At 37.9% G+C, this 23,582-nt stretch carries 23 protein-coding genes and 1 pseudogene; 14 read left to right on the top strand and 10 right to left on the bottom strand.

Going from position 1 to position 23,582, the window contains the following annotated elements:
- Positions 1 to 438 precede the first annotated feature (438 nt).
- Positions 439 to 588 carry a hypothetical protein gene (locus tag VP97_RS00070; RefSeq protein ID WP_156153359.1) on the top strand — a complete coding sequence of 50 codons (150 nt, stop codon included), beginning with the start codon at positions 439 to 441 and terminating at the stop codon, positions 586 to 588.
- The gene (locus tag VP97_RS24395; RefSeq protein ID WP_245629797.1) at positions 588 to 1,331 is read left to right on the top strand and encodes a PIN domain-containing protein; all 744 of its coding nucleotides are present in this window, start codon (positions 588 to 590) and stop codon (positions 1,329 to 1,331) included. The genes VP97_RS00070 and VP97_RS24395 overlap by 1 nt, the downstream gene beginning before the upstream one ends.
- A gap of 622 nt (positions 1,332 to 1,953) precedes the next feature.
- Here VP97_RS24395 and VP97_RS00080 read toward each other — a convergent pair.
- On the bottom strand, positions 1,954 to 2,202 hold the full coding sequence (locus VP97_RS00080; RefSeq protein ID WP_050179577.1) for a LexA family protein: 249 nt from the start codon (positions 2,200 to 2,202) through the stop codon (positions 1,954 to 1,956).
- A 335-nt stretch (positions 2,203 to 2,537) separates the two neighbouring features.
- On the opposite strand from VP97_RS00080, the gene VP97_RS00085 reads away from it, so the two are divergent.
- The 4 genes from VP97_RS00085 to VP97_RS00100 all read left to right on the top strand — a co-directional run bounded on the left by VP97_RS00085 (position 2,538) and on the right by VP97_RS00100 (position 5,478).
- Positions 2,538 to 2,909 carry a YolD-like family protein gene (locus tag VP97_RS00085; protein ID WP_050179578.1) on the top strand — a complete coding sequence of 124 codons (372 nt, stop codon included), beginning with the start codon at positions 2,538 to 2,540 and terminating at the stop codon, positions 2,907 to 2,909.
- On the top strand, positions 2,851 to 4,182 hold the full coding sequence (locus VP97_RS00090; RefSeq protein WP_245629798.1) for a Y-family DNA polymerase: 1,332 nt from the start codon (positions 2,851 to 2,853) through the stop codon (positions 4,180 to 4,182). The genes VP97_RS00085 and VP97_RS00090 overlap by 59 nt, the downstream gene beginning before the upstream one ends.
- A 232-nt stretch (positions 4,183 to 4,414) precedes the next feature.
- Positions 4,415 to 4,726: a hypothetical protein gene (locus VP97_RS00095; protein ID WP_050179580.1), complete on the top strand. Its 312-nt coding sequence runs from the start codon at positions 4,415 to 4,417 to the stop codon at positions 4,724 to 4,726.
- A 581-nt stretch (positions 4,727 to 5,307) separates the two neighbouring features.
- On the top strand, positions 5,308 to 5,478 hold the full coding sequence (locus tag VP97_RS00100) for a hypothetical protein (RefSeq protein WP_156153360.1): 171 nt from the start codon (positions 5,308 to 5,310) through the stop codon (positions 5,476 to 5,478).
- 88 nt (positions 5,479 to 5,566) lie between these two features.
- Here VP97_RS00100 and VP97_RS00105 read toward each other — a convergent pair whose 3' ends face one another.
- The 3 genes from VP97_RS00105 to VP97_RS00115 are packed head-to-tail and all read right to left on the bottom strand — an operon-like array spanning position 5,567 to position 7,597.
- The gene (locus tag VP97_RS00105; protein ID WP_050179582.1) at positions 5,567 to 6,445 is read right to left on the bottom strand and encodes a hypothetical protein; all 879 of its coding nucleotides are present in this window, start codon (positions 6,443 to 6,445) and stop codon (positions 5,567 to 5,569) included.
- Entirely contained in the window at positions 6,446 to 7,225 is a 780-nt protein-coding gene (locus VP97_RS00110; RefSeq protein WP_050179583.1) for an ImmA/IrrE family metallo-endopeptidase, read from the bottom strand.
- A gap of 3 nt (positions 7,226 to 7,228) precedes the next feature.
- On the bottom strand, positions 7,229 to 7,597 hold the full coding sequence (locus VP97_RS00115) for a helix-turn-helix domain-containing protein (protein ID WP_050179584.1): 369 nt from the start codon (positions 7,595 to 7,597) through the stop codon (positions 7,229 to 7,231).
- Positions 7,598 to 8,110: 513 nt separating this feature from the next.
- Between VP97_RS00115 and VP97_RS00120 the strand changes: the two genes are divergently transcribed.
- The 4 genes and pseudogenes from VP97_RS00120 (at position 8,111) to VP97_RS00135 (ending at position 9,981) form a co-directional block, all read left to right on the top strand.
- A complete protein-coding gene (locus tag VP97_RS00120) occupies positions 8,111 to 8,299 on the top strand; it encodes a hypothetical protein (protein ID WP_050179585.1) in 189 nt (62 codons plus the stop codon).
- Between the two features lie 207 nt (positions 8,300 to 8,506).
- Entirely contained in the window at positions 8,507 to 9,319 is an 813-nt protein-coding gene (locus VP97_RS00125) for an ATP-binding protein (protein ID WP_050179586.1), read from the top strand.
- A 41-nt stretch (positions 9,320 to 9,360) separates the two neighbouring features.
- Positions 9,361 to 9,695: pseudogene (locus tag VP97_RS24400) on the top strand (IS3 family transposase); the annotation flags it as partial.
- A 76-nt stretch (positions 9,696 to 9,771) separates the two neighbouring features.
- Positions 9,772 to 9,981 carry a hypothetical protein gene (locus VP97_RS00135; protein WP_050179587.1) on the top strand — a complete coding sequence of 70 codons (210 nt, stop codon included), beginning with the start codon at positions 9,772 to 9,774 and terminating at the stop codon, positions 9,979 to 9,981.
- Between the two features lie 1,206 nt (positions 9,982 to 11,187).
- On the opposite strand, the gene VP97_RS00145 is transcribed toward VP97_RS00135, so the two are convergent.
- Positions 11,188 to 12,003 (bottom strand): hypothetical protein, encoded by an 816-nt coding sequence (locus tag VP97_RS00145; RefSeq protein ID WP_050179589.1) that lies wholly within the window; start codon positions 12,001 to 12,003, stop codon positions 11,188 to 11,190.
- 305 nt (positions 12,004 to 12,308) lie between these two features.
- Between VP97_RS00145 and xerS the strand changes: the two genes are divergently transcribed.
- The gene (gene xerS, locus VP97_RS00150) at positions 12,309 to 13,421 is read left to right on the top strand and encodes a tyrosine recombinase XerS (RefSeq protein ID WP_050179590.1); all 1,113 of its coding nucleotides are present in this window, start codon (positions 12,309 to 12,311) and stop codon (positions 13,419 to 13,421) included.
- Between the two features lie 67 nt (positions 13,422 to 13,488).
- Here xerS and VP97_RS00155 read toward each other — a convergent pair whose 3' ends face one another.
- Together VP97_RS00155 and VP97_RS00160 are read right to left on the bottom strand one after the other, a co-directional pair.
- Positions 13,489 to 14,097, bottom strand: coding sequence for an RsfA family transcriptional regulator (locus VP97_RS00155; RefSeq protein ID WP_050179591.1), 609 nt, complete (start codon positions 14,095 to 14,097; stop codon positions 13,489 to 13,491).
- Between the two features lie 747 nt (positions 14,098 to 14,844).
- Positions 14,845 to 15,924 (bottom strand): RNA-guided endonuclease InsQ/TnpB family protein, encoded by a 1,080-nt coding sequence (locus tag VP97_RS00160; RefSeq protein WP_050179592.1) that lies wholly within the window; start codon positions 15,922 to 15,924, stop codon positions 14,845 to 14,847.
- 676 nt (positions 15,925 to 16,600) lie between these two features.
- Between VP97_RS00160 and VP97_RS00165 the strand changes: the two genes are divergently transcribed.
- From VP97_RS00165 to VP97_RS00175, 3 genes are all read left to right on the top strand, one after another.
- On the top strand, positions 16,601 to 16,906 hold the full coding sequence (locus tag VP97_RS00165) for an ArsR/SmtB family transcription factor (protein ID WP_050179593.1): 306 nt from the start codon (positions 16,601 to 16,603) through the stop codon (positions 16,904 to 16,906).
- A gap of 15 nt (positions 16,907 to 16,921) precedes the next feature.
- On the top strand, positions 16,922 to 17,878 hold the full coding sequence (locus VP97_RS00170) for a cation diffusion facilitator family transporter (RefSeq protein ID WP_050179594.1): 957 nt from the start codon (positions 16,922 to 16,924) through the stop codon (positions 17,876 to 17,878).
- Between the two features lie 511 nt (positions 17,879 to 18,389).
- Complete coding sequence (locus VP97_RS00175; protein WP_050179595.1) at positions 18,390 to 18,866, top strand: barstar family protein; 477 nt, start codon at positions 18,390 to 18,392, stop codon at positions 18,864 to 18,866.
- 612 nt (positions 18,867 to 19,478) lie between these two features.
- Here the strand turns inward: VP97_RS00175 and VP97_RS00180 are convergent.
- The 3 genes from VP97_RS00180 to VP97_RS00195 form a co-directional block, all read right to left on the bottom strand.
- The gene (locus tag VP97_RS00180) at positions 19,479 to 19,952 is read right to left on the bottom strand and encodes an immunoglobulin-like domain-containing protein (RefSeq protein WP_050179596.1); all 474 of its coding nucleotides are present in this window, start codon (positions 19,950 to 19,952) and stop codon (positions 19,479 to 19,481) included.
- Between the two features lie 246 nt (positions 19,953 to 20,198).
- Entirely contained in the window at positions 20,199 to 21,254 is a 1,056-nt protein-coding gene (locus VP97_RS00185) for a tyrosine-type recombinase/integrase (protein ID WP_050179597.1), read from the bottom strand.
- Positions 21,255 to 22,396: 1,142 nt separating this feature from the next.
- Positions 22,397 to 23,044 (bottom strand): hypothetical protein, encoded by a 648-nt coding sequence (locus tag VP97_RS00195; RefSeq protein WP_050179599.1) that lies wholly within the window; start codon positions 23,042 to 23,044, stop codon positions 22,397 to 22,399.
- Positions 23,045 to 23,582: the final 538 nt, after the last annotated feature.

Genomic DNA, 23,582 nt, shown 5'->3' on the forward strand with positions numbered 1-23,582 from the left:
TGTCTTAAAAACAGCGAAATTAAAGATGTTTCATAGTGCAATATGGACATAGAGTAATACTAGAAGGGGGGTAGAATTAAAATGAAATCCTAAAAATTCATCGTAAAGAAGTTAAATACAAAAAGGGTCAACTAATGAAAAAGTAGAGACTAAATTCTGTTTCTAGTAACGGAATAAAAATGTTTAGGTTAAGAAAAGGCCGGTCTCATACTTGTGTTTGTAAAAAAACTTGTGAAATAGACTTTTCCAATATAACTGTTAATATAAAAGCCTCTTTGGGTATTAAGTATTGTAATAATGGAAAGTATTTAATTAAGGAGTTCTTTTCTTTGTTACAAACTTATATATTTTAAAAACGAATCCTTAGAGGTGATTAATATGGACAATAATTCCAATGTGAGATACAATAAGAAAAATATATTATTAGGAGTGATAGACATGTCCACTGTACAACCGCTCCCTAAAGCAGTTAATCCGTCTAAAACTGAAACCCAAAAACCTCAATCCATTTCTGAATTAAGAAAAATGCTTGCTGTAAAAACTGCACCTGGGCATTCTCTTGTTCAACTTTATAGAAGAGGTCAATAATGTCAGCACGTATAATAAGAATAGAGGATCTTACGTACGAATCTTTTGAACAGGCATCAATTTATGTAGATGCATGTTTTTTATTAGCTTTCTTAGATGAAAATGGTGGCGAAGATGGAGAATTGGTCGAACGTGTTTTAACCAAGTTACAAGCTGATAAAATAAATAAGCTTCTAATAAGTAATCATGTCTTTTCGGAAGTTGTTCAGCACCTATTTATAGGTCACATTTATAATATTATCTATATTGCATATCGTAAATTTCAATTAAGAGAAAGAGTTAGTGAAAAGGAAAATGAATACTTAGGTAACCCTTTCATTGCTCAAAAATTGATGCAGCTTGTTGATTCTCAAAAGTTAGAAAGAATTCAAAGTGGTAAAGAAGTATATATTCCTGTTAAAGAAACAATAAAAGCTTACAAAGAAAGGTACATTGATCGTAATGAGCTAAATTATTATTATGAATCAGTATTGAAAACCTTTAATGATTTATTGATTAATTTAAGCGAGCTATTCGAAATTGAAATTGCACATGTTGCATCTGATGAAAAAACTTTTCATTTAGCTGAAGGATTTATAAAAGAATTGCAGCTTGAAGTGAAAGACGCGCTTCACCTTGCGGTAGCAAAACAGCATGAGGCAGATTACTTTGCAACTTTAGATGGTGATTTCGTCCATAATTTTTACACAGAGGATCATTTAAACGGTACAGCAATATTTCATATTTCAAACAGGTTCATTTAAACCCACAGTTAATTTTAACTGTGGGTTTAAATATTTTCTTTTATGAATTTATACAGACAAACACAATATTAATTGATACTAGGAGTAAAAGAAATTGGTTAAATGTTGAGATTGAAGCAAGCATTTTGTGTTATATTGGCTGGTTTGAATGTTGAAGAAACTAAGATAATTGAATTAAGGATAGATGAATAATGACTTGGAGAGTGGGGATTCCAAAGTGGGTTATCGAATGTAAAGTGTAAAAGAAACGTGAGATCAACAAGCTATTAGGAGAAGAACCAAACTTAGTATGAAAAATTAATCTGCAGAAAACTCATACTTTTTCTCATAGAACTTTTTATTTCGGATTAAACCTATTTAAAACAAAATTGAAAAACGTTGATTTAAAGCCAATCTTCAAACGCATTTTCGTCTATTTTGCCGGCGGCGTGATGGGCGGCATTATATAACCAGTTATTCATTGGAGAGCGTCAAATAAGTTTCGGGAACATTATAAGTATGTGAGAAATCTTGATTGAAACGTATAAAAACCAATAATGTCAGTTTCATTTTTGGGGATCTAGAAATTTTAAAAAGAAGGAGCAATAACAGTCTTCAATGCTGTTATTGCTCCTTTTGTATTTTAAGGATTTAATTTTATTGAGAGTATTGCGCTTCTTTTCACCACATTCAACGTCCGCGGCTTTCCCTGTTCCCAGGTTACATATCCGGACGCCTTTAAACGGTCAAGGTGGCCCTTTACGGTTGAAGAAGACTTTAATTCAACCGCGTCACCGATTTCACGAATAGACGAGGGATAGTTTTTGGCACTGACATAGTCATCTATAAACTGCAGCATTTTTTCCTGGCATGCAGACAGTTGTTTAAGCATAAGCCTTTCTCCTTTGCGGTGCTTTTCCTGCTGCTAAAATGTTGGACCGCTTAAATTTTCGGATTTGTTGCCTCTTCAAGCAGTAAGCGTGGATATAAATGTCATCTATTTTCCTTACAATGATACATGTTAAACAATCCATTCATTTTAACAGCCTCCTCTTTACAATCTCATTATACCGAACAAACGTTCATAATTCAATAAATAAACGAACATATTTTCGGTAAAAAGAGGAATAATAAAAAAAGTTTTCATTGTCAGCAGGAATATTTGTTCTTATACTGAATTATATACTATATACGAACATGCATTCTCATTGAAAGGAGTTATCTTTGATGAAGAAATTGTACAATGACCGGGGAATGATGAAATGGCAGGGACTTATACTAGCCGAGCATGCTGAAATGATGGAAAGAGAAAAAAGTAAACCGGTGAAAACGGACATTCTATTTGATGAACAGCAATTGGAGGAGTTCGACCGTATCATTCAAAGCTCACTCTATCTTGAAAGGGAAGTGGTGTTTAAGATGAATACCTTCGGTGATCATGACCTGATGCAGGTAAACGGGATTGTCTCGGAGTTTTGCCGGCTGCCCGGCCAGCATCCCTATATAAAGCTGAAAGGGTACAGTTCCAGGTTTCGATTAGATGAAATGGTGTCTATTTCATTTGCCGCGGGAGACGATGAAGATGGTGCTGCCGATTGATGATGAACACTTGCCGCGCCGGGACGTATTTTGCATTGACGTGAAATCTTTCTTTGCCAGTGTAGAGGCTGTACGCCGCCGGATTCATCCGCTGCATGCCTATGTGATTGTAATCGCCCATAAAGAACGGTCTGGTTCTGTGGTGCTGGCTGCTTCACCACGGGTCAAAAAAGAATTCGGTATTAAGACAGGATCACGGAATTATGAAATACCGAAAGATCCACGCCTAATCATTGTTGAACCCTCTATGGCTCTTTATCTAAAAGTAAACAAAATGATCCTGGATATTTTTCGCCGCTTTGTAGCAGAAGAAGATCTGCACTGCTATTCCATAGATGAAGCGTTTCTAGATGTAACGGCCTCAAAAAGGCTCTTCGGCGATAAATTCACGATCGCCCGCACCATTCAGCGTACGGTTTGGCAGGAGCTGCGCCTGGTTGTCACCATAGGGATTGGCGATAATCCTCTGCTTGCGAAGCTGGCTCTTGATAATGAAGGGAAAAACGCTCCTAATGGGATTTCTTACTGGTCATATGAAGATGTTCCAACGAAGCTTTGGGCGATTGACCCCATCACAAATATGTGGGGAATTTCCAACGGCTACACCAGGGCTCTTCACAATATAGGGATTGAATCGGTAAAAGATCTGGCCTACGCAGATAAATGGAAACTAAAGCGAAAGTTTGGCCTGCTTGGGGAGCAGCTCTATTATCACGCCTGGGGAATCGATTACAGCATTATTTCTGAGAAGGTGGGGGCGCGTGAAAAATCTTTTTCCGAAGGGCAGATTCTGTTGAGGGATTATTATAGGGAAGATGAGATCATGATTGTCATTAAAGAAATGACAGAGGATGTTGCGATGCGTCTGCGTCAGCATGGGGCTGCAGCAGCGGGGATTGCGCTTGGCATCTCTTACAGCCGGGATATTGAAGACCGCGGTTTTAGGCATCAAATAGTACTTCCTAGAAGCACAAATAAGACAGCTGAACTATGTGAGCACTTTGTGCGGCTGTTTAAAAAGTATTGGGACGGACAGCCGGTACGCCAAATCCATGTCGTATGCAGTAAATTACAGCCTGCAGCACATGAACAAATGGATTTGTTCACGCCGCCTGAACTGGATGAAAGGCGTCATTTTTTAGATGAAACCATCGATCAAATACGGGACCGTTTTGGTAAAAAAGCGATTTTTCATGCGTACAGCTTAATGAAAGGCGGTACGTATCTTCAACGGGCCGGGCATATTGGAGGGCATAAAGGATCCTCTTACTAATCCCGCACAAGATTTGAAGAGTCATATTAACAGCAGTATAAAAAGATCCGGGGAGCCCTATTCTTTTCATTTTCTCTTTTTTTAAATGCAGGGTGCAGGTTTCAGAAGAGGAAAATGTAAAATAAAAGAACCATGTGCATTACTTTTTCAAATTATATATAATATTGACAATAACTGTCTAAAAACAAGACATTTTTGCATTTCTCAAATTTTTGTGAAGGAGAGTTGAATGATGACTAGGATATTAAAATCGAAAAAAGGTATTGAACAATTTTTAATAGATTTTCCTCAAATTACTTTTTACGATGAACAAGGAAACAAGCATTACTTTGTTTTTGAAGACAGGCAGCGAAATGGGCAGTGGACGCTGATGTTCAATCAACATACGAAGGCATGGACCATTCATGGAAAGGGTGAAACCTATTGTGATCCAGATGAACAGCTGCTGGAACCGGCAGAAATGGTTCGGTTTATCTGGAAGGTCCGTGGCTCTGTTAATAAAGCTTTGCGTCAGAAAGAGGAATCTGATAGTCAAACAGCATAATACACAAGTATGCGTGCTTCATTATTTCTTTTAACTTTGGGTTAGCTTTTTTCTTTAGTTGTATTCGTCATCACTATGCCTGTATACATAAAGCTTCATTTGTCTTCGTATGTATATAAATAGGTATACAGAGGAGCGTAAAGAGAAGATAACCTGAGCTGCTTGAAACAATCCGCAAGAAACAAAAAGAAGAAAAGAGCCTTCAACCGTTCTAACTGCCCGCTTGCCAGACAGCCCGTGTGACAAATTTAGGGAGCATTGTAATTTTCATAAGCTTTAAGCTATTTAGCTCCTCTTGCAACGCGAAATCATTCTCAATCCAAAAACGTGGAAAGCTAAATAGCAAGAAAGGGCATAAGAAAAACGTGTCCTCACTTTCAGTGTGGTACTAGGGAGCGCCTAGTGTTATCGTAGGTACACGAAACTTCTGGTTTTCTAATGGTGCTGCCTATTTTAATCTTGTTTCTTGTCGCATTGTTTTTTTCAAAGAAAAGAAGCCTTTTTTATCGTTAGCTCTTTTGGTTAGTACAGCTGAAGTCATGTACTTCATAGGGGAAAAAGACGAAGAGAAGAGAGCGATTATGGAAAACATTGATACAGTAGAAAAGCCTTTGCGCGAGCAATATATCCCGGTGAAAAGTGGTTTATTAGAAGGCAGGAAGGAGTGTCTCTTGATCATGGAGGAGTGGAAGTGGTCTTCCTTAATAAATTGGACAAAGGCTATAATTATTACGTGGAGGATGGCCAAGTAAAACAGGATGGCGGTTGGCATAAACCAGGCGATGATAGTGATTGGTTAAAGATATTAAAACAAAGCCCTTAAATTATTAATTTGAGGGCTTAATACTCTATTTCGATTTGATTTTTTAAGATTAAATCCTTAATCAATTGATTACTGAGTTTTTCTCTTTTTGATTTATAACTTTTTATTCCTTTTATCCTATCAAAGTAAATTACTTTACGTTCAGGATGTCTATACGGATCGATATATAAATCTAAGTGAATTGATGGATCTTGAAAGTATGTTCCTTGAATTAAGGTATCATCACTAGCAATTGAAATCTCACGATTTTTTAAATGGTTAAAAGGATCTTTTAAATAACATCTTGTTACATAAGAGTATAAATCGTTATCCATACTTAAAAATGTTATTCTCGTATTCGGAGCTGTTATCCCTAAAATACAACTGAGCAAAAGTAAAGATAGCTCGCCTCTATTGCTATTTGAATAAGTTTGACAAAAATCGTCGTAGCGATTAAAAATTCTTGAATCAGAAATAGGAAAGTGTTTTTTGCCGATTATTTCAATGTCTTGTTTTAAGGGTAAAATATCAGAAAAAGCAATTTTGCTGGCTGCTAAGAATTTTCCTCTCGCTACTGAAGACTTGTAATCAAGTTCTATAAGAGAGAAAAAATCCTCTTCCTTTAAGAAAATGATTTTATGAAATTTTGATAAATAGTTTAAATATCTTTTATTTGTATCTTCTAGGATTCTCATCTCAGCAGCAGTGACGTCTGTAATTAAGATGGGATCATTTGCAGTCACAAAACGACCCAGAAGATCTTGTCCTCCCTTAAAAAAAACTCCCTCATGATTTGAAATAGCTCCTGTATCATATAAAAAAATTTGTTCAGAATTGTAAATGCAATCACTAATTTCCTCTAAGTCAGTAATGAAAATATTAGAATCTGTTATTAATTGTTCTAATTCACTAGTCAATTACAAATCTCCATCCTTTTCGGGAGAAAAATAAGACATTACTTGACTAAATACTTGCTTGTTTACTCCCTGGGCTAAATTAGGTAAAGGGTTACTATCCATTAATTTCTCTAAATTACCGAAATTCACAACGTCACTTCTCTCTACTACATAAGGATCTAGACCTAAAGCTTGAAATTCTTTTTCAAGATCAACTTTTTTATCGAAAAGTTCTTCTAACTTTTCGATTTCAATTAAATCCAGCTCAAATAACCGTATTAATACAGCTTTATAAGGTGCTGAAAATCGAGCCATAGCCAGAATTATTCTTTGAAAAATGTCTTTATCCTGATTTTCGTTACCCGTATAAAAAGATATTAGTTCATGTTCATCAATTAATAATAAGGAAGCAAAATAATCAGCTTTTCTCTCGTCAGAATCGCTGTCTAGACCAACATTTACAATATGCAATGATTCAGTTATTTTTCGAAAGTATATTAGGTGGAATAGTTCATGGAGTAAACTAAAGTTTTGATATAAGCGCCGTTGATTTGTATTAATATAACAAATAAATTTTTCTGTATTAGTTGAGCGGATAAACCCACCAAACGATGGATCATTAATAGGGGCTTCAATTAAAAAGTGATTATTTTTAATGTATTCACGTACACCATCTATAATGTCCCAGCCTCTTGGATGTAGATCCTTCAAGTATTTCTTAACTAATTGGTTAACTTCAGGTTTAATTTTTTTGTTTTCTTCAAATAATAAAGACAGGTCTTTGAAAGCTAATTCTGGCATCAGTTAATCCTCCAGATTATAAATTTCAAATAGGTCACAAATTTTGAGAAGATGTTCAAAACCTTCTTTTCCTTCTTCCGTGAATTGATTACCTGCGGAAAACGCGAAAGACCGATCGGAATTCTCAAAGGGCATTAACTTGAAGTTTTCATCCATAAAAAATGTATCTTCATATCCTAGGATTTCAGCCAATTTAATCGAAAAATCCAATACTCCCTGTCTTTTATTATTGAGATAGTCATAAAAGTTTGCTGAAGACATCCCCATTTTTTTTGCAAGTCGATCTTTTTTTAACCCTTCGTGTGTAAGAAATTCCTTAATGTTTTTTAAAGTGTACTCATTAATGGAACCTTGTTGCTCTAATAATGTCATAACGTCACTCCCCTTAGTTTTATTATAACGTTCCCTCTTAAAAATTACAGCTTTCCTGTAAAAAAATTATTTTTTAAGTTATTATTTACTAAGATACCCTGAAATTAATTAAAAAATTACAGCTTAAATGTAATTTTGTTTTTTCTTAATGGAGGATTTTGAATTGTAGCAAATCAAGGGTAAAACATGGTTGATCCTAAAGCAAATTCGAGCGATAAAGGAGCACCGCTCCATCAGTTATACCAAGGTTATTCTTTATTTGCACTTTGAATTAATTTAGGGTCACCCATCAGCAATGTCAGTGTGAACCTCTCCACCTAAATCAAAGATTTTGATGGAGCATCTCTTATCTTGAATACAGTACAACATCAGCTGGTTAAGTTTCCTTCGGAAGCCCGAGTGCATGATGGAAATGGTAGAAGCCATGGACAAGCTCAAGGGCTACTCAAACGAGGACATGCTCCAAGCTCTTACCATTACTGGACATAATAAAAAGCTAATCAAAAATATGGCATGAATGCAGCCAAGGAGCTGCACCAAATTTTAATAAACAGACAACTTGCAGCCTTTTTGCCAAAAGAGCAGCATCCGCAGCAGGCACCTAAACAGACAAGAAAGAAAGGGGCAGTTGGGGGCGGCGACAAAAAAGTGCGTGAGGAAAAGCTGCCGGGCAGGTTTAAGGAAAAGGACAAACCGGAGTAGCCGCAGGAACCAAGCGCGAATTTTGAGGAGAAAGAGTGCAGGCCGCAAGAGGAATTAAAAACACGCAAACAAAACACGCAGAAATAGGGCAAATCTCCTCTTTTCCTGCCCTACTAGATAAAAAGAGGCATGGAGAGTGGTAAAATCGAAAATAGAGACATTTACGAGCTTGAGAGGACCACCCGCAAATTTCAGGAGGTAAATAACATGAAATCATTCAAAGACGCAGCCAGCCAATTTGCCGGGCTGGGAGGGTATGAAGTTCTAACCACATTCAGCTGCATCCGCTGCCGGGCAGTGCAAAAGAAGATCAAAACCGTAATAATGGGCGGACCAAACAAGGGGCAGCCGCTCATTGAGACAACCGAGTGCCATTGTAGGCTCTCCCGTGAAACCGCAGCAGCAGCCAAGGCAGCCAAGCTGAAACATTTTAAAAAGCATTGGACTGTCAACCCGTCCATAAAAGACGCTACCCTTTTTAATTTTGAGGGGCGGACCGAGGAAGGCAAGCGGGCATTTTCCGGCGTGCAATGGTTTTTTGAGAAACTCAAGGACGGGGAAAAAGCCCGGCTTGTCATGATGGGTACCAGCGGGCAGGGAAAAAGCCATTTGGCTCTTGGGGCTGCCAAATATGCGGAGCAGCTGGGCAAGGGTGCCATTTTTATTGAGGTCCCCACGCTCAAGCAGCTATTGCAAAGCACGTTTGGCAATGATACCGATTTGAAACAGATTGACATTTTCCGGGCATTCCGTGAGTGCGATCTGCTTGTGCTGGACGATTTGGGCAGCGAAAAAGAGGGAGAATGGATTGACGAAGTGCTTTTTAATATTCTCAATGACCGCTTGAGCAAACCGCTAATAATCACAACTAACTTGAGCATGAATGAATTATACCAGCGCTACCACCCGCGCATGATTGACCGCATGTTTGAGGGAATGGGCAAAGAGGATTTAATAAAATTCAAAAGCGATAAAAGTTATAGAATGCGCAAATTTTTTGAGGACGACGAGGACGAATGATAAATATCATTCAAAGGCTATTGCAAACTTCCAGGTAGGCGATTGAACGAAAAACCGGCACGTTGTGTCGGGAGAATAAATTTCGATATGGCTACCGTAAAATCACTGCCTTATTAAAGCGGGAAATCCCTATCAATCATAAAAGGGTGCAGCGTGTGATGCAGAAGTATGGCTGGCAGTGCCGGGTGAAAGTGAAGAAACGCAGGCAGACGGGACAGCCTTATATCATATTGCCGACAATCTTTTAAAAGGTAATTTTCAAGCAAGTCAGCCTCTTCAAAAGCTTGTCACAGATATTACGTACTTGCCTTTTGGGCAGAAACCGCTGTATCTTTCAAGTATCCAGGATTTATATAATGGTGAAATCATTGTGTATTACTATATCTATACAGGATAAGGACTAAAAACCGGCTTCCTATAAACCAATCTTATGCATACAAAGGAGCGTGGCCATGAAATTTCTAAATACTAAAAATATGGTCACTAGAATTACTGAATTTATTGAGTATGAATATACCGAGCATCAAGAGTTCTTTGATCATATGTTGCAACTGAAAAGAAATGGGTGGACTTACGAAAACATTCTCCAGCGCTCAGGTAGTTTTAAATCCTCTTTCACAAAAGAAAGAACTGTTAGGGAATCTCAACCAAAAGGAGAATGAACATGGCTAACTCAAAAAGAAAGTGCATATCCTGCGGGAGAGCAATGAAAGAACAATTCATTGGACTGAAGCATTGCAAGTGCGGTGTGAGCTGGCACCAACCCATCGGCTACTTTGAGCGCACTCCTGACATGGTATTTAGATTGCAGAGACAAAGAGTGGGAAAAAAGATTAAGCAAGTACCTATCATTGACTGTAAGACAAAAGAAGAATAAAAAATGACTAAATATCACGTCAAATGCAACTGGTACGCCAATGAAAACCTCTTATTGAGTGCCATGAGAATAAATGCCCCATCTGCAAGAAAACTGGCTATCTCATAGACATTGAAGAAATCCCGATAATGATTAAAGCAGTGGCCATCGACCCGACAATCAATGAAATCGCTTATGTGGTAACAGACACAACATTATAGAGGCTGATTTTTCATCCAAGCGTTCTTATTTTATCGGATCAATTTTTCCGAAAAATGTAGAAATAAATCTGACGCTGTGTCTAAATCTATATCTTATCGCCAGGCAAAAGAAACATTTGACCGGCTAGCAGCACTTAAGTATGAAGAGGATTAGTAGGGCACTTGCCTCACTTTTTTCTTTATTTTATTAGTGTTTTCATGACATTGAGATTTTACGCATAATTAATGTAAAATGGTTTTTAATTTACATCTTTTAAAACAAAAGTCCTTTAAATGTGCAGTTTTATATTGTGTTTATGTATTAAGGTATAAGCCTCACTGAAATGTCGAAAATATAGAAAATAGTGATCTTTTTAAAAGTAGTAAACCTGGGTAAAATTAAGGTGGATATATACGCAGAGAGGTGTTCTTAATGAGGTCTTCAAGTTTTTTTATCCGTTTTTTATTAAGTTATTCTTATTTGTTTACTGGTATTATCTTTTTCAGCATCAGCCCATTGTATTTTCCTAAGTACTTATTTCATCCTTTCACTATAGTAGCTGGTTTATTGTTTATTGCCGGATGGATTTGGATTGCGAAAACTTATCTTAGCTTGGGAAATAAAACGTCTTTTCATCTACATAATCGCGCATGATACATCGCTCTCTTTCTTCACTAAAGTAAGAAGGAGAGGGGCTTTTTTAAATTAAAGATTGCGCCAAATACTCATTTTGCGAAGTTTTAATTATTTTAGGTTTATAGTAAAATAAACCAAGGATACATTTCTCTTGGTTTATTTAATATTAATACATTTATGCGATCGTTGAAAAATTTCCGTTACCGTGTTGTGTAATCAAAAGATCATTGGCTTGTAAAAATTGTGCTTCAAAGTTTAAAGTGCAAAAATAATTATGATACTCCGCAGCCCATTGGTATTTAGAGTAAATCCGCTGATTACCCTGATGTTTTATCAAATTGTTTGTTATAGCTTTTTTGTGTTTTTGTAGTTCAGATACTGCTAAGTTAAGGTTACCTGAATCGTGAACCTCAGACATCACTGATTCCAAATAATTTATGAACCACTCACCATCTGTGTTATCTATTAAAACATCTCTGAATTGAGGAGACCATTTAGGATCAGCATAGTATTCTAAATGAGATTTGACTAGCTTGACGGCATCGGCACTTAGAATTATTCGTGGGTAAACGGCTTTATTTGCTTCTAAATCATGTGCTTCGATAATTGAAGGTCCATAAGCGAATTCATCATCACCATAATAGTCGCCAATTGACACACCACCACGAACGAAAAAACCATTTAAAGTTAAGGCGGTTTGGAAATCAGCAAAACCTAAAAAAATGCTGCCTAGTTGTGATTCTCCGTCTTCATGTATAGGAAGGCCAATCACAATATTGTCAGTAAATGATTTAAGGATTCCAACATAGTCCGCACTAGGCTTTAACTTTTTATATTCAGTGGTCAAGATATGATGAAGTTGCTTTAAAAGAGCGTTGCCATTCCCCTGAGCTTGGGCATCAAGGACTAATTGAGAAAAGCCTAATATATCGGCAAAACAAACAGCAGATAATAATAATTCTGGGTTAGCGGGATCATATTTCTTTAGCACAATTTAGTCTCCTTCTTCTATTAAAATAAGATATTATCATGGGTATGTAGACAGGATATAGTATACTCTCTATCCATTTATTTCACAATTAGATAGACTAGCCGATCTATTTAGCAGCTAAATAAGATTTAAACAAACTTTTAATACATAGAGACATCTTATTAAGAAATAACATCGTATGGCTTTGCAAACTGTTAGGTCCCTTTTATTTCATTATAATTATTACACAAACGAATAAATGTTCGCCAAAATTTGATTTGGCGCAAAACTTGACCAAATTTGACCTTTGAGGCAGGAGTGATTTTATGGCGGCACCACGCGAAGAAAGGATTGCTGAACAAAGAATTGAAGCTATGCTGCCATCCTTTCCTTTTTATGTTCAGGAATATATACGTGATAAACGCAGATATGGCAACACTCCCTCTACCCAGCTGGATTACCTGTATGATTTCCGGATCTTTTTTGAATGGCTTTTAAAAGAAGGTTTAGCTCCTTCAAGCCAATCTGTCTCTGAGATTCCCTATTCCATACTGGCTACGCTTAGAAAGCAGGATGTAGAGTTTTTTATTGATTATGTTCGGGATGAACCTTTTGAAGCCAAAAAAGATGTTTGGAAAAAGCGTTCAGCTACCCGTGTAACTCGGATCGTTCAGTCATTAAAATCTCTGTTCCGCTATTTAACAGAGGAAACCGAGCTTGAAAACGGAGAATGCTACTTTGATCGTAATGTAATGACAAAGATTAAAATCGGGAAAGCAAAAGAAACTGCCAAACGGCGCTCCCAGCGTATCAGTACTTCACTTTTGAATGATGATGATATCCAGGAGTTTCTGATCTTCCTGAAAAATGAGTATGAGCTCACCCTGACTCCAAGAAAACAGGCCATGTACCTGCGCAACAAGGAACGGGATATTGCCCTTATCTCTCTTATGTTAGGCAGCGGGATCCGTGTTAGTGAAGCGGCAGGGCTTTTGATGAACAGTATTAATCATAAGAAGAATACCATAGATGTAACGCGTAAAGGCGGAAAGGAAGATACTGTGCTGGTCCTCCCTTCTACAATGGAAGATCTTCGCGCGTACCTAGAAGTACGCGAAGCAAGATACCAGCCGCAAAAACAAGAATCCTTTGTCTTTTTAACACGTTATCAGGGAAAAGCACAGCAAATCTCTATCCGATCCATTGAGACTAATATTAATCAGTATACGCAGGCTTTTACGTCTGGACGAGCCATGAGTCCACATAAATTGCGGCATTCTTTTGCGGGCGGCTGGCTCCGTAATGGCGGTGACATTGTAAAGCTTCGTGATCAATTGGGGCATAGTTCGATTGAAACGACTTCCCTTTATACAAATTTGAAACAGGAAGAAAGTATCTCTATTATAGAGCAAATGGATAGATCAAGAAAAAACAAATAACAGATTCAACATAAAAAAGAACGTTCTAAAAAGGAAAAAAGCGCAGCAAATAAATGTGCTGTGCTTTTTACTCTGCTATTTTTTCTAAATCTTTATTGTCCTCTACATGCAACACAGGCTTTTGAGCCGCTTCATCCCCAAATACGAACATCTTTCTGGCCTTGTCCATTATCCTTACTAAATCCTCATAGTCTTGCTGCATGGTGATTGCTCTTTTTTCAAGCACCTCATACTTTGATTCTATAGCCGCTTTCTCTTGTTTTTCTATTTCAAGTTCTCTTCGAAGGCTTTTACAATCTGTCTCAGAAGCATTTATAGTTTCCAGAAAGTTAATAACTTGGCTCATATTAAGAGCATTAGAGCTTGGAATTTCTATTGTATCTTGGTCTGCAGGATTATTGTCTGAAACAATATGAAGTCCTGAAACTTTTTCTTTCTTTTCGAGATTACGAAAATGTTGTTTTCTTTGTTTACGTGCAAGGTCCAATACCCTTTCATATTGTTGTCTGATCACAGCATTCCAGCGGAACCCGCATGCCGCGGCTGTTCTGTTCAGCGCATTACCAATTTCTTCAAACGCTTTAATCTGGGTACTTCCCTCTCTTACATGGCGTAGTACGGTTTCAGCAAGCATCAAATCATTTTCTTCTGACCAAGCATCTTGTCTCACTTTCATCGGTTATTTCCCCCTTTTATTAATGTCCTTTTTACCAAGATGACCGCTTTTTCTGTCTTATATACAAAAATACTTAAAAATTAGGTATTTCATTTCTATTCTGTTTAACTTTAAAATATTTGTGTATTTTGCAGGAAAGCGATGATATGTCTGATAGTAAAGGAACTAGAGTTCGGATTTTCTATCAGATTTACATGATATTTGAGCTTTATTATGCTAGAGCCGAAAAATGCTGATCTTCTTTATTTTTTAATTTTCGCAGTAGCTCCGATTGTATCTTCCATCTACTTCATCTGCTATCTTAAATTCCCTTTGCAGTTAAATCTTTGGCTGTTTTAATTGCTCAAAACTCTACTCCATTTACTTTTCACTATCCTTATTACGTCCTCTTGTCTTGCGGCAGGGCTTCGCAAGCCGTGCGTTTTCTGCAGAGGAAAAATCTAGCTTTTCCTGGTTTTCAGGAAACTGGCCGCTTTGAACCATCTCTTCACTAGATATTAATACTGGTTTTGAGGATAGCTGCCTAGTGCCCGATTGACACTCCCATGGCTAAAGCCGCAAGCCCTTCACCTTACGGTGAGATGGGTGGGATTCTGAAGTGCGAACGCGTTCCCAGTCCATTTCTGTTTAGAACTCGCCTTCAGTTAGGGGCGGTGTCATCAGCCCATCCTGCTTCGTTATGTATGCCTTCGGCATACATGTACCTTACTACCTTACAGGCGGTCCTGCTGTTACCACAGGACTAGGTTAAGCTGCTTGCTTGTTTTTCCTTTTTGAAAGGCCGCTGATGGCTTTCGAAATATTAATCGCCGCATTCGCATCAGCATGAAGTGTATATTGACATTTGACACACGAAAACGTGTGTCTTTTTCGATTCTTTTTGTCAACGTGACCACATTTACACGTTTGGGAAGTGTGATGTGGATTCACATACTCGACTTGAATACCAGCCATTCTTGCTTTATATTCAATAAACGTTTGAAGCTGATAGTGAGACCAGGAGTGCAGATTTCTTCCAGCTTCTTTTTTCGATTTGGCTTTACAGCGAATGCCTGTCAAATCTTCCATTCGAATGCAGTGAACACCGTTCTCTGCAGCAAAATTCACGATTTGCCGGCTCATTTTATGATTTAGATTTTTCATCCACTGTGATTCTTTGTTTTTAGATTTTTTAATAACGGAGAGAAGCTTTCGCTTTCCTAACTTTTTTCTTCTTGAAGAAAATGTTCTGCGAATGAAAGCAGCCCCGTTTCCGCGAAAGAAGAGCATTTTCGTACCAACCGAGGCAACAGCTAAATAGTTCAGCCCTACATCGATGCCCATCACTTTTGATGAAGAAGCAGCTCGTCTTGGCTCAAATGAAATAGAAAGTGAGATATACCATTTGCCTTTTTTCTCATGCAACTCGGCAGCTCCTTGTTTTGCCTGCCCAGAAAGAATTTTATCAAGCCAGTGCTGCTGATACACTTCTGCGATAACCGGCACACCGATTCTCTTTTCTAATGTAGGGAAAGATAGCTTATATAAACCATTTTCTTGTTCGATAGCGAGATTTTGATTGTTAAAACCACACCAAAAGCGGCGAAACGTTTTTGCTTTTTGAGTCTTTTGCTTGGATTTTACTTCACGGATGGTTTGATTTACCACTGCCGAAGGTAGTTTTTCTAGAGAAAAAAGCTTGTAGACCCTAGACGTTGCTTTAGATAGTTCTTCATAACTTAGCAGCCAGTTTGAAAAAGAAGTATTTAATTCGGTCATTTTTTGATACATCTGTTTCTTTGTTTCCGTTGGTTTCATCAACTCTAACCGCAATGAAATCGTTTCCACTTTTAAGCCTCCTTTCCAACTCCCTTTTACAGAGCAAGTGTACTGAACTTACGTTCTGTTCGCAAATGCTAAAATTTAAAAAAATAAAAAAATCGGACCTTTGACATATCTGAAGACATGCCCGGTTCGACCTCGCTCTCATCCCACCTCTGAAGAAGTGGGCTTTCCCGTTTGGAAAGTCTGTAAATACCAAAACCGCAGAATCCTAATAGTTTTATGAATTAGTATGGCCTGCTCAGGCGCGGAGTACGGACAGAACTTATAGCTTTTATATACAATTTTAATTATCCTCTTCCCTTTTCAGAGTTTTGATGATTACCTTCAGTGCACAAACGGGTGTTTAAACAAGAAGGGCTTTTGCTAGAAAAAACGGCCTTGTGATGTATTTTCAGATATGTCAAAGGACCAAGCTCGCTTTCATCTCACACCTGAAAGAGTGTGCATTCCCTCCCGGATAGTCTGCAACTTCAAGTAAACTTGACAAAATAATTTTTTGATTCCATACTAAATATGAGCATATGCTCATATAATTAGTGTAAATACTTAGGATTACATAGGCTGTTCTCACTTTAAGTGGTGCCAGCCAGGGGATCTCCCCAATTCTTAAAAGTTAAGGACAATGCAATGTACGTATACAAATTCATAATTAAAAAATAAAAATAAGTGAGGATTTTTTATGAAACAACAAGACCATTCCTTTTTATCACCTGAATCTGTAGATGAAGCTTCCCGGGTTTTCAAGGCTTTAGCAGACCCGACTAGAATCAAGATATTATACCTGCTTTCCCAGGAAGAATGCTCTGTCAATCACATCACTGAAGTGTTAGAGATGACACAGTCAGCCGTTTCCCATCAGTTAAGTTTTTTAAGGAACCTGCGCCTTGTGAAGTATAGGCGTGAAGGCAACACTTTTTATTATACCTATGACGATGAACATGTAATTACAGTATTACATCAAGTGTTAAAACATATTAAATGTTAATAAGGAGGGTTTTATATGGGACATCACCACCATCACCACCATCACCACCATGGCCACGACCATCACGGTCACTCTCATAGCCATAACCATTTTGAAGAAACAAGAGAAGGAAATAAAAAAGGGCTAATCATTGCTCTCCTCATTACTACGGGAATAATGTTTTTGGAGTTCTTTGGAGGATTAATCACAAATAGTTTAGCACTATTGTCAGATGCTGGACATATGCTTAGCGATTCCAGCTCCTTATTCTTAAGTTTAATTGCCATATGGTTCGCATCAAGACCCGCTTCATCCAATAAAAGCTTTGGTTTTTATCGCTTTGAAATACTAGCCGCATTATTCAATGGGGTTACTTTATTCGTAATTGCAGGTTTTATCGTCTGGGAAGCATATGGACGCTTTTTCGAACCTCCTACTGTTGCGAGTGGAACAATGATCCTGGTTGCTTCAGTAGGGTTAATTGCCAATCTAATTAGTGCGTGGTCTTTAATGCGGAAGGGCGACGTAAAGAATAATGTTAATCTGCGGAGCGCCTATTTACACGTCCTTGGAGATGCCCTGGGTTCCGTTGGCGCGATTGCAGCTGGTATATTAATGATATTATTTGACTGGTATGTAGCTGACCCACTAATCTCTGTTTTAGTCGCTTTATTGATCTTAAAAAGTGCATGGGGAGTCATAAAACATTCAGTCCATATTTTAATGGAAGGTACACCTGTAACAGTTGACCAGGAAGAAGTAAAAGCAGCCCTAACGGAGATAGACGGCGTAATAAATGTGCATGATCTCCACATCTGGACGATTACCTCTGGGTTAGATTCGCTAAGCTGTCACATGTTAATTGAAGACGATAAAAGTAATCAGGAAATACTGCAGGAAGCAATTAATAAAATCAAGGAAAAGTTTAAGATAGAACATACTACAATACAAATTGAAAATTCTCTGATCATTCATAACGAGCTTAAAATATAAACGCACCCCGAGGGCGCGTTTTTTTTGCTCTGAGCAGATCCTGCCCTTTAAATTCGATATCTATCCACACTCTGTTATTCTGATGGGCTCCTTGGCTTTTTTGTACATTTCAATAAATAGTTTAAACTTGATCCAATCTCCATCGCTTTTTCACTTACTGCTGCCATCCGAGCGGCAGATCAAGACTCGCGTCTATATACATGTAGAGATGTATGCAGACACAAATAACAACCCAGCAGGTTTTGCTTATCCAACTTATGTGATATTGTTTGCATCACATAAGTTTTGCAGAAAAATATTCCTGCTCTTAAGTTATGAATATTTTTCTCGTACTACAAGTTCTGGCTACAGTAAATTTTAATTTCACATTACGCATTTTTTAGCCTTTAATTTGTGCAATACGTCCATACAGGTGAGCTACACTATCCTTTGCTTAGACAACTGTTGACCAATCCTGTTGATTAAAGGACAATTTATTTAAACAAAATCTAATTTTGGTGGTGAACGTGAGATGAAATTATGGAAGGAACTTATGCTAAATGGCTCCGTAAAGCTCTTTATGAGCAATAAAATTTTAGATAGGTATATAGCCGATATATCCCGTGAAGGATTTAAAATATATACTTTTGATTGTTCCAAGTGGACCCCAAAAAACTATCATCATGATTTGGCAGCTGTTCTTGGTTTTCCAGGCTATTACGGAGAAAATTTAGATGCCTTTAACGATTACTTATCAGACATGGTTGAAGAAGAAACAGATTTTGTTTTAGTATTCAAAAATTATGAGTTTTTCGCAAAACAAAACTCAGAAGCAGCATTTCATTTATTAAATATTATTCAAATAAACTCCTGGCAATTTTTAATTGAAGGTGTCAAATTGTTATCCTTTGTCCAATCAAATGACGCCGCTATGAATTTTCCCAAACTAGGTGCAATGTCTGCCGACTGGAACAATGACGAGTGGCTGGATGAAAGTAGGGGGCTGTAACTAGCTTTTTAAGAAAGTTTTAATTTACTTAATCAATAGTTGACCGAAACTGTTTATTAAATTCTTTTAATTTATCAAATAATCACCAACAAGTAAGACTGCTGCGATAGCTGAAACAAATAAAGAAAAAAGAGACAATGTTATTCTTGCTCTTTTTGAAATGTCTTTAAATCTTACACTATAAGCATCACTGAACAAAATAAGCGCATTAAGCCCTAAAACCCCAATGATAATAGATTTCGTAAGTTCTTCACCGCTTAGTTCACTAAACGACCGATTGGTATTTTGGTTTAGATTGATAATCGCACAAAGTTCAAAAACAAATTGAATAAAAAACGCATATAAAAAAAAAACATTAGTTTATTCATAATTTTAATAACCTCTTTCTATTTACAATAACAATATTTAGGATATTTCCAAGTCATCCCGCAGTTTGCTAATAATTATACGCTAATTGGATATTGAGTGAATAACATACAGATATTTAATCAGCAGTACGTCCATATAAATGAATAGCAGTATTCTTAGAATGAGTAGCAGATGACCTATACTGTTAATTACATATCTTATCCAAATTGACTAAAACAAAAAAAGAACCTAAGAAGGTTCATTTTATTCTATAACTTCAAAAGAAGCAGCAATCGGTATTATATTTTCTGGACTGTATTCTTTTTCATCATCGCTAAAATTTTTGATAATCCGATAATGCCCAGCAGAAAGTTTCTCGCTAAAAATATCGAATGAAATCGTTTCGGATTCCGTCTCGTTAGGTGCAAGATAATATGCTTCATCAGTAAATCCCACTCTTTCTTTGAAGGGAACTTCGTGCCATGTACTGTTTACGTTTTTCTCTAGTAAATATTCTCTTCCATAAAGAAATGTTTTTTTACTATTATTGTGCAGTGTAAGTACGGCTTTTGTATCCTTAGTGGTGTATTGTTTTTTTTCAAGCTGTGCAGTTATACCTTCGGAAGAAGAAATGTCTTCTTGATTCTTTGATTTGTTATTTTCCGGTTCTTGCTGGCAGGCAGCTAAAATAAAAGACAAAATTACTAAAAAGAAAATGAATATTGCACGATTATTCATGAAATCCCTCCTTCTCAGAAATGATAACATATATTTACATTTACAGGAGCAAACTTTAATCAACAGTACGTCCATACTGTTGATTAAGGTTCTGTAGAACAAACTACAAACGGAGTACCTTTATCACCTTCGGCAAAAACACCCCCACTTCAACCGTCAGGTAAGTGGGCGGTAGTTCAAAGTCAATGAATGACAATTTGTAATCCAGTAACTAACCTAAGTATGGAAATTCTAATTTTCCAAAAATTAATCTTTCATGTAAACAGCAGCAAGATCCATCCGGCCCTTTCCGTGACCAAGCTCCGAATGAACCATATCAATCACATTTTTCACTTCACTGTATAAATGACAATCCGCTCTGCTGTAAATGCCATAATTTGATTTTCTGCCTAGATCATAGTTCATTAAGCAACGTTTAAGCATCTGATGCCCTTTTTCATTCAGCCCCTTGTTTTGTATCAATTCATGTACACGCTCACGTGCATAAGCATGACGAAAACCATGGCATCCACGCCGATTTTGCTCGATCCCGGCTTTTTTCAGTGCCGTTGAAATTCCCTTCCGCACCGTCCGGTCGTTCAACTTCACTAGCTGCTCTTTCTCTTTCTTGCCTTCCAACAGCTTTTCAAGTGTTGGTACAAACAAAACCCGGACAGGTATCTCACGTGGACGACCACCTTTGGTGATCCCTTCACCATGCCCGATCACAAGTCGCCAGTTTCCGTTTTGATCCTGCTGAAAATGATCTTTCCGCACAGCCAGGGCCTCAGAACTTCTTAGTCCCAAACCGCGCATCAATTCAACGGCGTTCCGCACATTTTGAGACACCCCTTGTTTAATGGCTAACATTTCCTCTGATGAATAAGACCGATTTTGAGGCGTCTCTCGACCTTGTGACGAAACAATACGCTTTTTAGGCGCAAAAACTTCAATATCCCGATCAAAACGTTTAAAAAAGGCACGTGATCCATTTTGGAGATGTCGCAGGCTTGTTTCAATATTTTGTAGGTGTTTTATCGTGACTCCTTCTGCCTTTTTGAAGTCTAAATAGGCACGAACGTGCTCTTCTTTTACATGATTCAGCCGCTTGACCCCATGCTGCACCTTTACCCATTTAGCAAAATTCATGCAGGCTGATTTGTCGTGCCGTTTTTGCGTTTTTGAATGGACTTTTCCAGTATCTTTTTTTACTTTTCCATTTGCTCCAACTGACCGTTTCGGCTTGCCGATTCGGTCAATTTCACGCAGCGCATCAGACACATCTTTGACGAGAGTTTGCCGTGGCAATTTAACTTTGGGCATAAGAAAATTCTCCTTCTTCGATTTTTTAAAGAAAATAAACAAAAACGCTGTAACAATCGCTATAAAAGCGCGTTTTGGAAATTTTCAGTTGCTATCTTTTCGTTACGTCCCTAAAGACCTATCACAATCAAAATATACCACTGCTGCGCTTTTTTTCGCCTTATATCGGCGGAAAAAAGCACTCCGCCGATATAAGGCGACCCATCGCAAAATTAGAATTTCCTTCCGATTGTTTAGCGCATTTCTGAAATTGTCAACCTCCATCATCCATAATTCAGCTGCCTGCGAAATGAAGCTCAAAGAGCTTCATCACCGCTCACGCGATGCGCATTGCATAAGGCGTTTCCCTGGGGCGAATGACTTCCCAGCACCTACTTTCGCTTCGCTCAGACGCTGTGCACCCAAAACAAAAGCGTTTGTCCGTTTCACGGATAACTCTCGCCGGCGAGAGCAAAACCAAAAGAATAAAACTACAACTGCTAACAACAAAAAAAGACAGCAATGGAGATTTTGTTATTACAACGCGCTACGCTGAATTCAACAAAACTGCCCAAGCTGTCTTCATTTCAGTAAAAAATCCTTTTCATTTCAAAATTCCTTTTGTTTTTTCACCCTTTCTTCTTTTGATGTTTTGAATAAGCATCTATACAATAAAAAAACAGCCTGCTGGATCGCACGCCATCCTGATTTTTTAAATAGAAACATAAAAAAACGACTGCCATTTTGGACACTCGATTACATTTAATTGCTCAAATGAGCAGACCTATCCTGTTTTAAAATGAACCTCACAGTGCTAAAAAAGCACACATTTGTGGCGCATTCGCCTGCCTGCCATTTCTGGGATATGCTAAAAGCACACAAGAATCCGCAGGACTCAACACAATTTATGCCTAATCTCCGTCCTCTAAAGGCAGTTTGAAGGCTTCTGCAAAAGCAGCGAAAAGTTTAAAAATTTCTACCTAAATTATACCAGAACTCAAATGAAAAGTACACTTTCACTTGTGAACCTCTCCACCTAACTCAAAGATTTTGATGGAGCATCTCTTATCTTGAATACAGTACAACGTCAGCTGGTTAAGCTTCCTCTGGAAGCCCGAGTGCATGATGGAGACTAATGACCGAAAACAAGGTTTGAAGTGTCCTTATTGCCAATTCAGGGACTTTTGCCTGAAGAGACAACCATTTCGTTTCCAAGGGGATTTTTGAAAAGCCCCAATGAAATAGCGGTCCCTCATATTATAAGAAGCGGACAAATCCGCATGATAGATTTTGCTTGCTGAAAACATGGCAAGGTCTTTTTTCGGATTCCGTTCCACTTTTCCAGATCCGTCGAATGCCAGGGCACTGGTGTTTCGCGGATTGATCCGGGAAATGCGCATGCCCAGGCAGCGCGCCGTTTCTTCCACTTTGTTCCATATGCCTGTTTTCCGCCACCCATGAAGCTTGAAACGAAGTTTTCTGGCTCCATAGAACCCCTTTGGGATTTTCATTCTGCCTAGATATTCGAATACGATAACGTCACAGCCATGCTTTGACGCAAATTTTATAATTTCATGGCTTGTGTGGCGGACAATATGCTGCTGGTATCCATTGATCAGCCGCCAAAAATTCGGTGCGTGAATGCGGCCGCTTTCCCGCTGGGCTTTCCGCAATTTATTCGTTAACGTCTGCAGACGGTCTTTTTCTTTAGGCTGGTCAATAAATGTCCGGCCTAAGACAGTGCCTGTTGCACCGATAACCGAACAAACCGCAGAATTCGTCAACCCGGATGATGAAGGACAGGGCCGCATTGTAAATATCCAGCGTATCATTGAAGATTTCAGTCTGGTTTGTAATTTTATACAGCAGCGATTTCGCAATTTTCATAATCAATCCCCCTTTCCATTTTTTAGTTTTTGCGATTACATTGATCGTATTAAAGTGGAAATCACTTGTAAAACGAAAAGAGAATCAGTATGAGTAATAATAAGGAAGAAGCAGCAATTGGTGTAATGAAAAAGTATATAGAAGAACAGGGGGAATAAAGACCTTAGCGCCTAACCCCCACTAAATCGAAGATCTTGAAGGCGAATACGGCGTTAATTTTTTGCTCAAATACTGCAGCAACTAGAACCGTAAAAGGAAGAAGAATAAAGGCGTAGACCACCCCCCATTTTAATGTATCATCTATAACAATGGTTTCCATTCTACTCCTTACTATATATTCTCCAAAAATTGCCCCGATCGTGCCGCTGTACAAATTGACAAAGAAAGCCGAAATAACGCTGAGAAGCCATATCTTTTTATTGGTTACTTCGGCATTTATGGAAATATAAATTCCTATTAAAG

It is taken from the genome of Domibacillus robiginosus (genome assembly GCF_000966195.1).
GTDB lineage: Bacteria > Bacillota > Bacilli > Bacillales > Domibacillaceae > Domibacillus > Domibacillus robiginosus.

Coding starts and splice junctions, on each gene's coding strand:
- VP97_RS00155 (WP_050179591.1), bottom strand. CDS start 14,097: ATGAAAGTGAGACAAGATGCTTGGTCAGAAGAAAATGATTTGATGCTT.
- VP97_RS00080 (WP_050179577.1), bottom strand. CDS start 2,202: ATGCTTAAACAACTGTCTGCATGCCAGGAAAAAATGCTGCAGTTTATA.
- VP97_RS00125 (WP_050179586.1), top strand. CDS start 8,507: ATGAAATCATTCAAAGACGCAGCCAGCCAATTTGCCGGGCTGGGAGGG.
- VP97_RS00070 (WP_156153359.1), top strand. CDS start 439: ATGTCCACTGTACAACCGCTCCCTAAAGCAGTTAATCCGTCTAAAACT.
- VP97_RS00165 (WP_050179593.1), top strand. CDS start 16,601: ATGAAACAACAAGACCATTCCTTTTTATCACCTGAATCTGTAGATGAA.
- VP97_RS00095 (WP_050179580.1), top strand. CDS start 4,415: ATGACTAGGATATTAAAATCGAAAAAAGGTATTGAACAATTTTTAATA.
- VP97_RS00115 (WP_050179584.1), bottom strand. CDS start 7,597: ATGACATTATTAGAGCAACAAGGTTCCATTAATGAGTACACTTTAAAA.
- VP97_RS00180 (WP_050179596.1), bottom strand. CDS start 19,952: ATGAATAATCGTGCAATATTCATTTTCTTTTTAGTAATTTTGTCTTTT.
- VP97_RS00120 (WP_050179585.1), top strand. CDS start 8,111: ATGAATGCAGCCAAGGAGCTGCACCAAATTTTAATAAACAGACAACTT.
- VP97_RS24395 (WP_245629797.1), top strand. CDS start 588: ATGTCAGCACGTATAATAAGAATAGAGGATCTTACGTACGAATCTTTT.
- VP97_RS00135 (WP_050179587.1), top strand. CDS start 9,772: ATGAAATTTCTAAATACTAAAAATATGGTCACTAGAATTACTGAATTT.
- VP97_RS00100 (WP_156153360.1), top strand. CDS start 5,308: ATGGAAAACATTGATACAGTAGAAAAGCCTTTGCGCGAGCAATATATC.
- VP97_RS00175 (WP_050179595.1), top strand. CDS start 18,390: ATGAAATTATGGAAGGAACTTATGCTAAATGGCTCCGTAAAGCTCTTT.
- VP97_RS00085 (WP_050179578.1), top strand. CDS start 2,538: ATGAAGAAATTGTACAATGACCGGGGAATGATGAAATGGCAGGGACTT.
- VP97_RS00090 (WP_245629798.1), top strand. CDS start 2,851: ATGAAATGGTGTCTATTTCATTTGCCGCGGGAGACGATGAAGATGGTG.
- VP97_RS00185 (WP_050179597.1), bottom strand. CDS start 21,254: ATGCCCAAAGTTAAATTGCCACGGCAAACTCTCGTCAAAGATGTGTCT.
- VP97_RS00110 (WP_050179583.1), bottom strand. CDS start 7,225: ATGCCAGAATTAGCTTTCAAAGACCTGTCTTTATTATTTGAAGAAAAC.
- xerS (WP_050179590.1), top strand. CDS start 12,309: ATGGCGGCACCACGCGAAGAAAGGATTGCTGAACAAAGAATTGAAGCT.
- VP97_RS00195 (WP_050179599.1), bottom strand. CDS start 23,044: ATGCGGCCCTGTCCTTCATCATCCGGGTTGACGAATTCTGCGGTTTGT.
- VP97_RS00170 (WP_050179594.1), top strand. CDS start 16,922: ATGGGACATCACCACCATCACCACCATCACCACCATGGCCACGACCAT.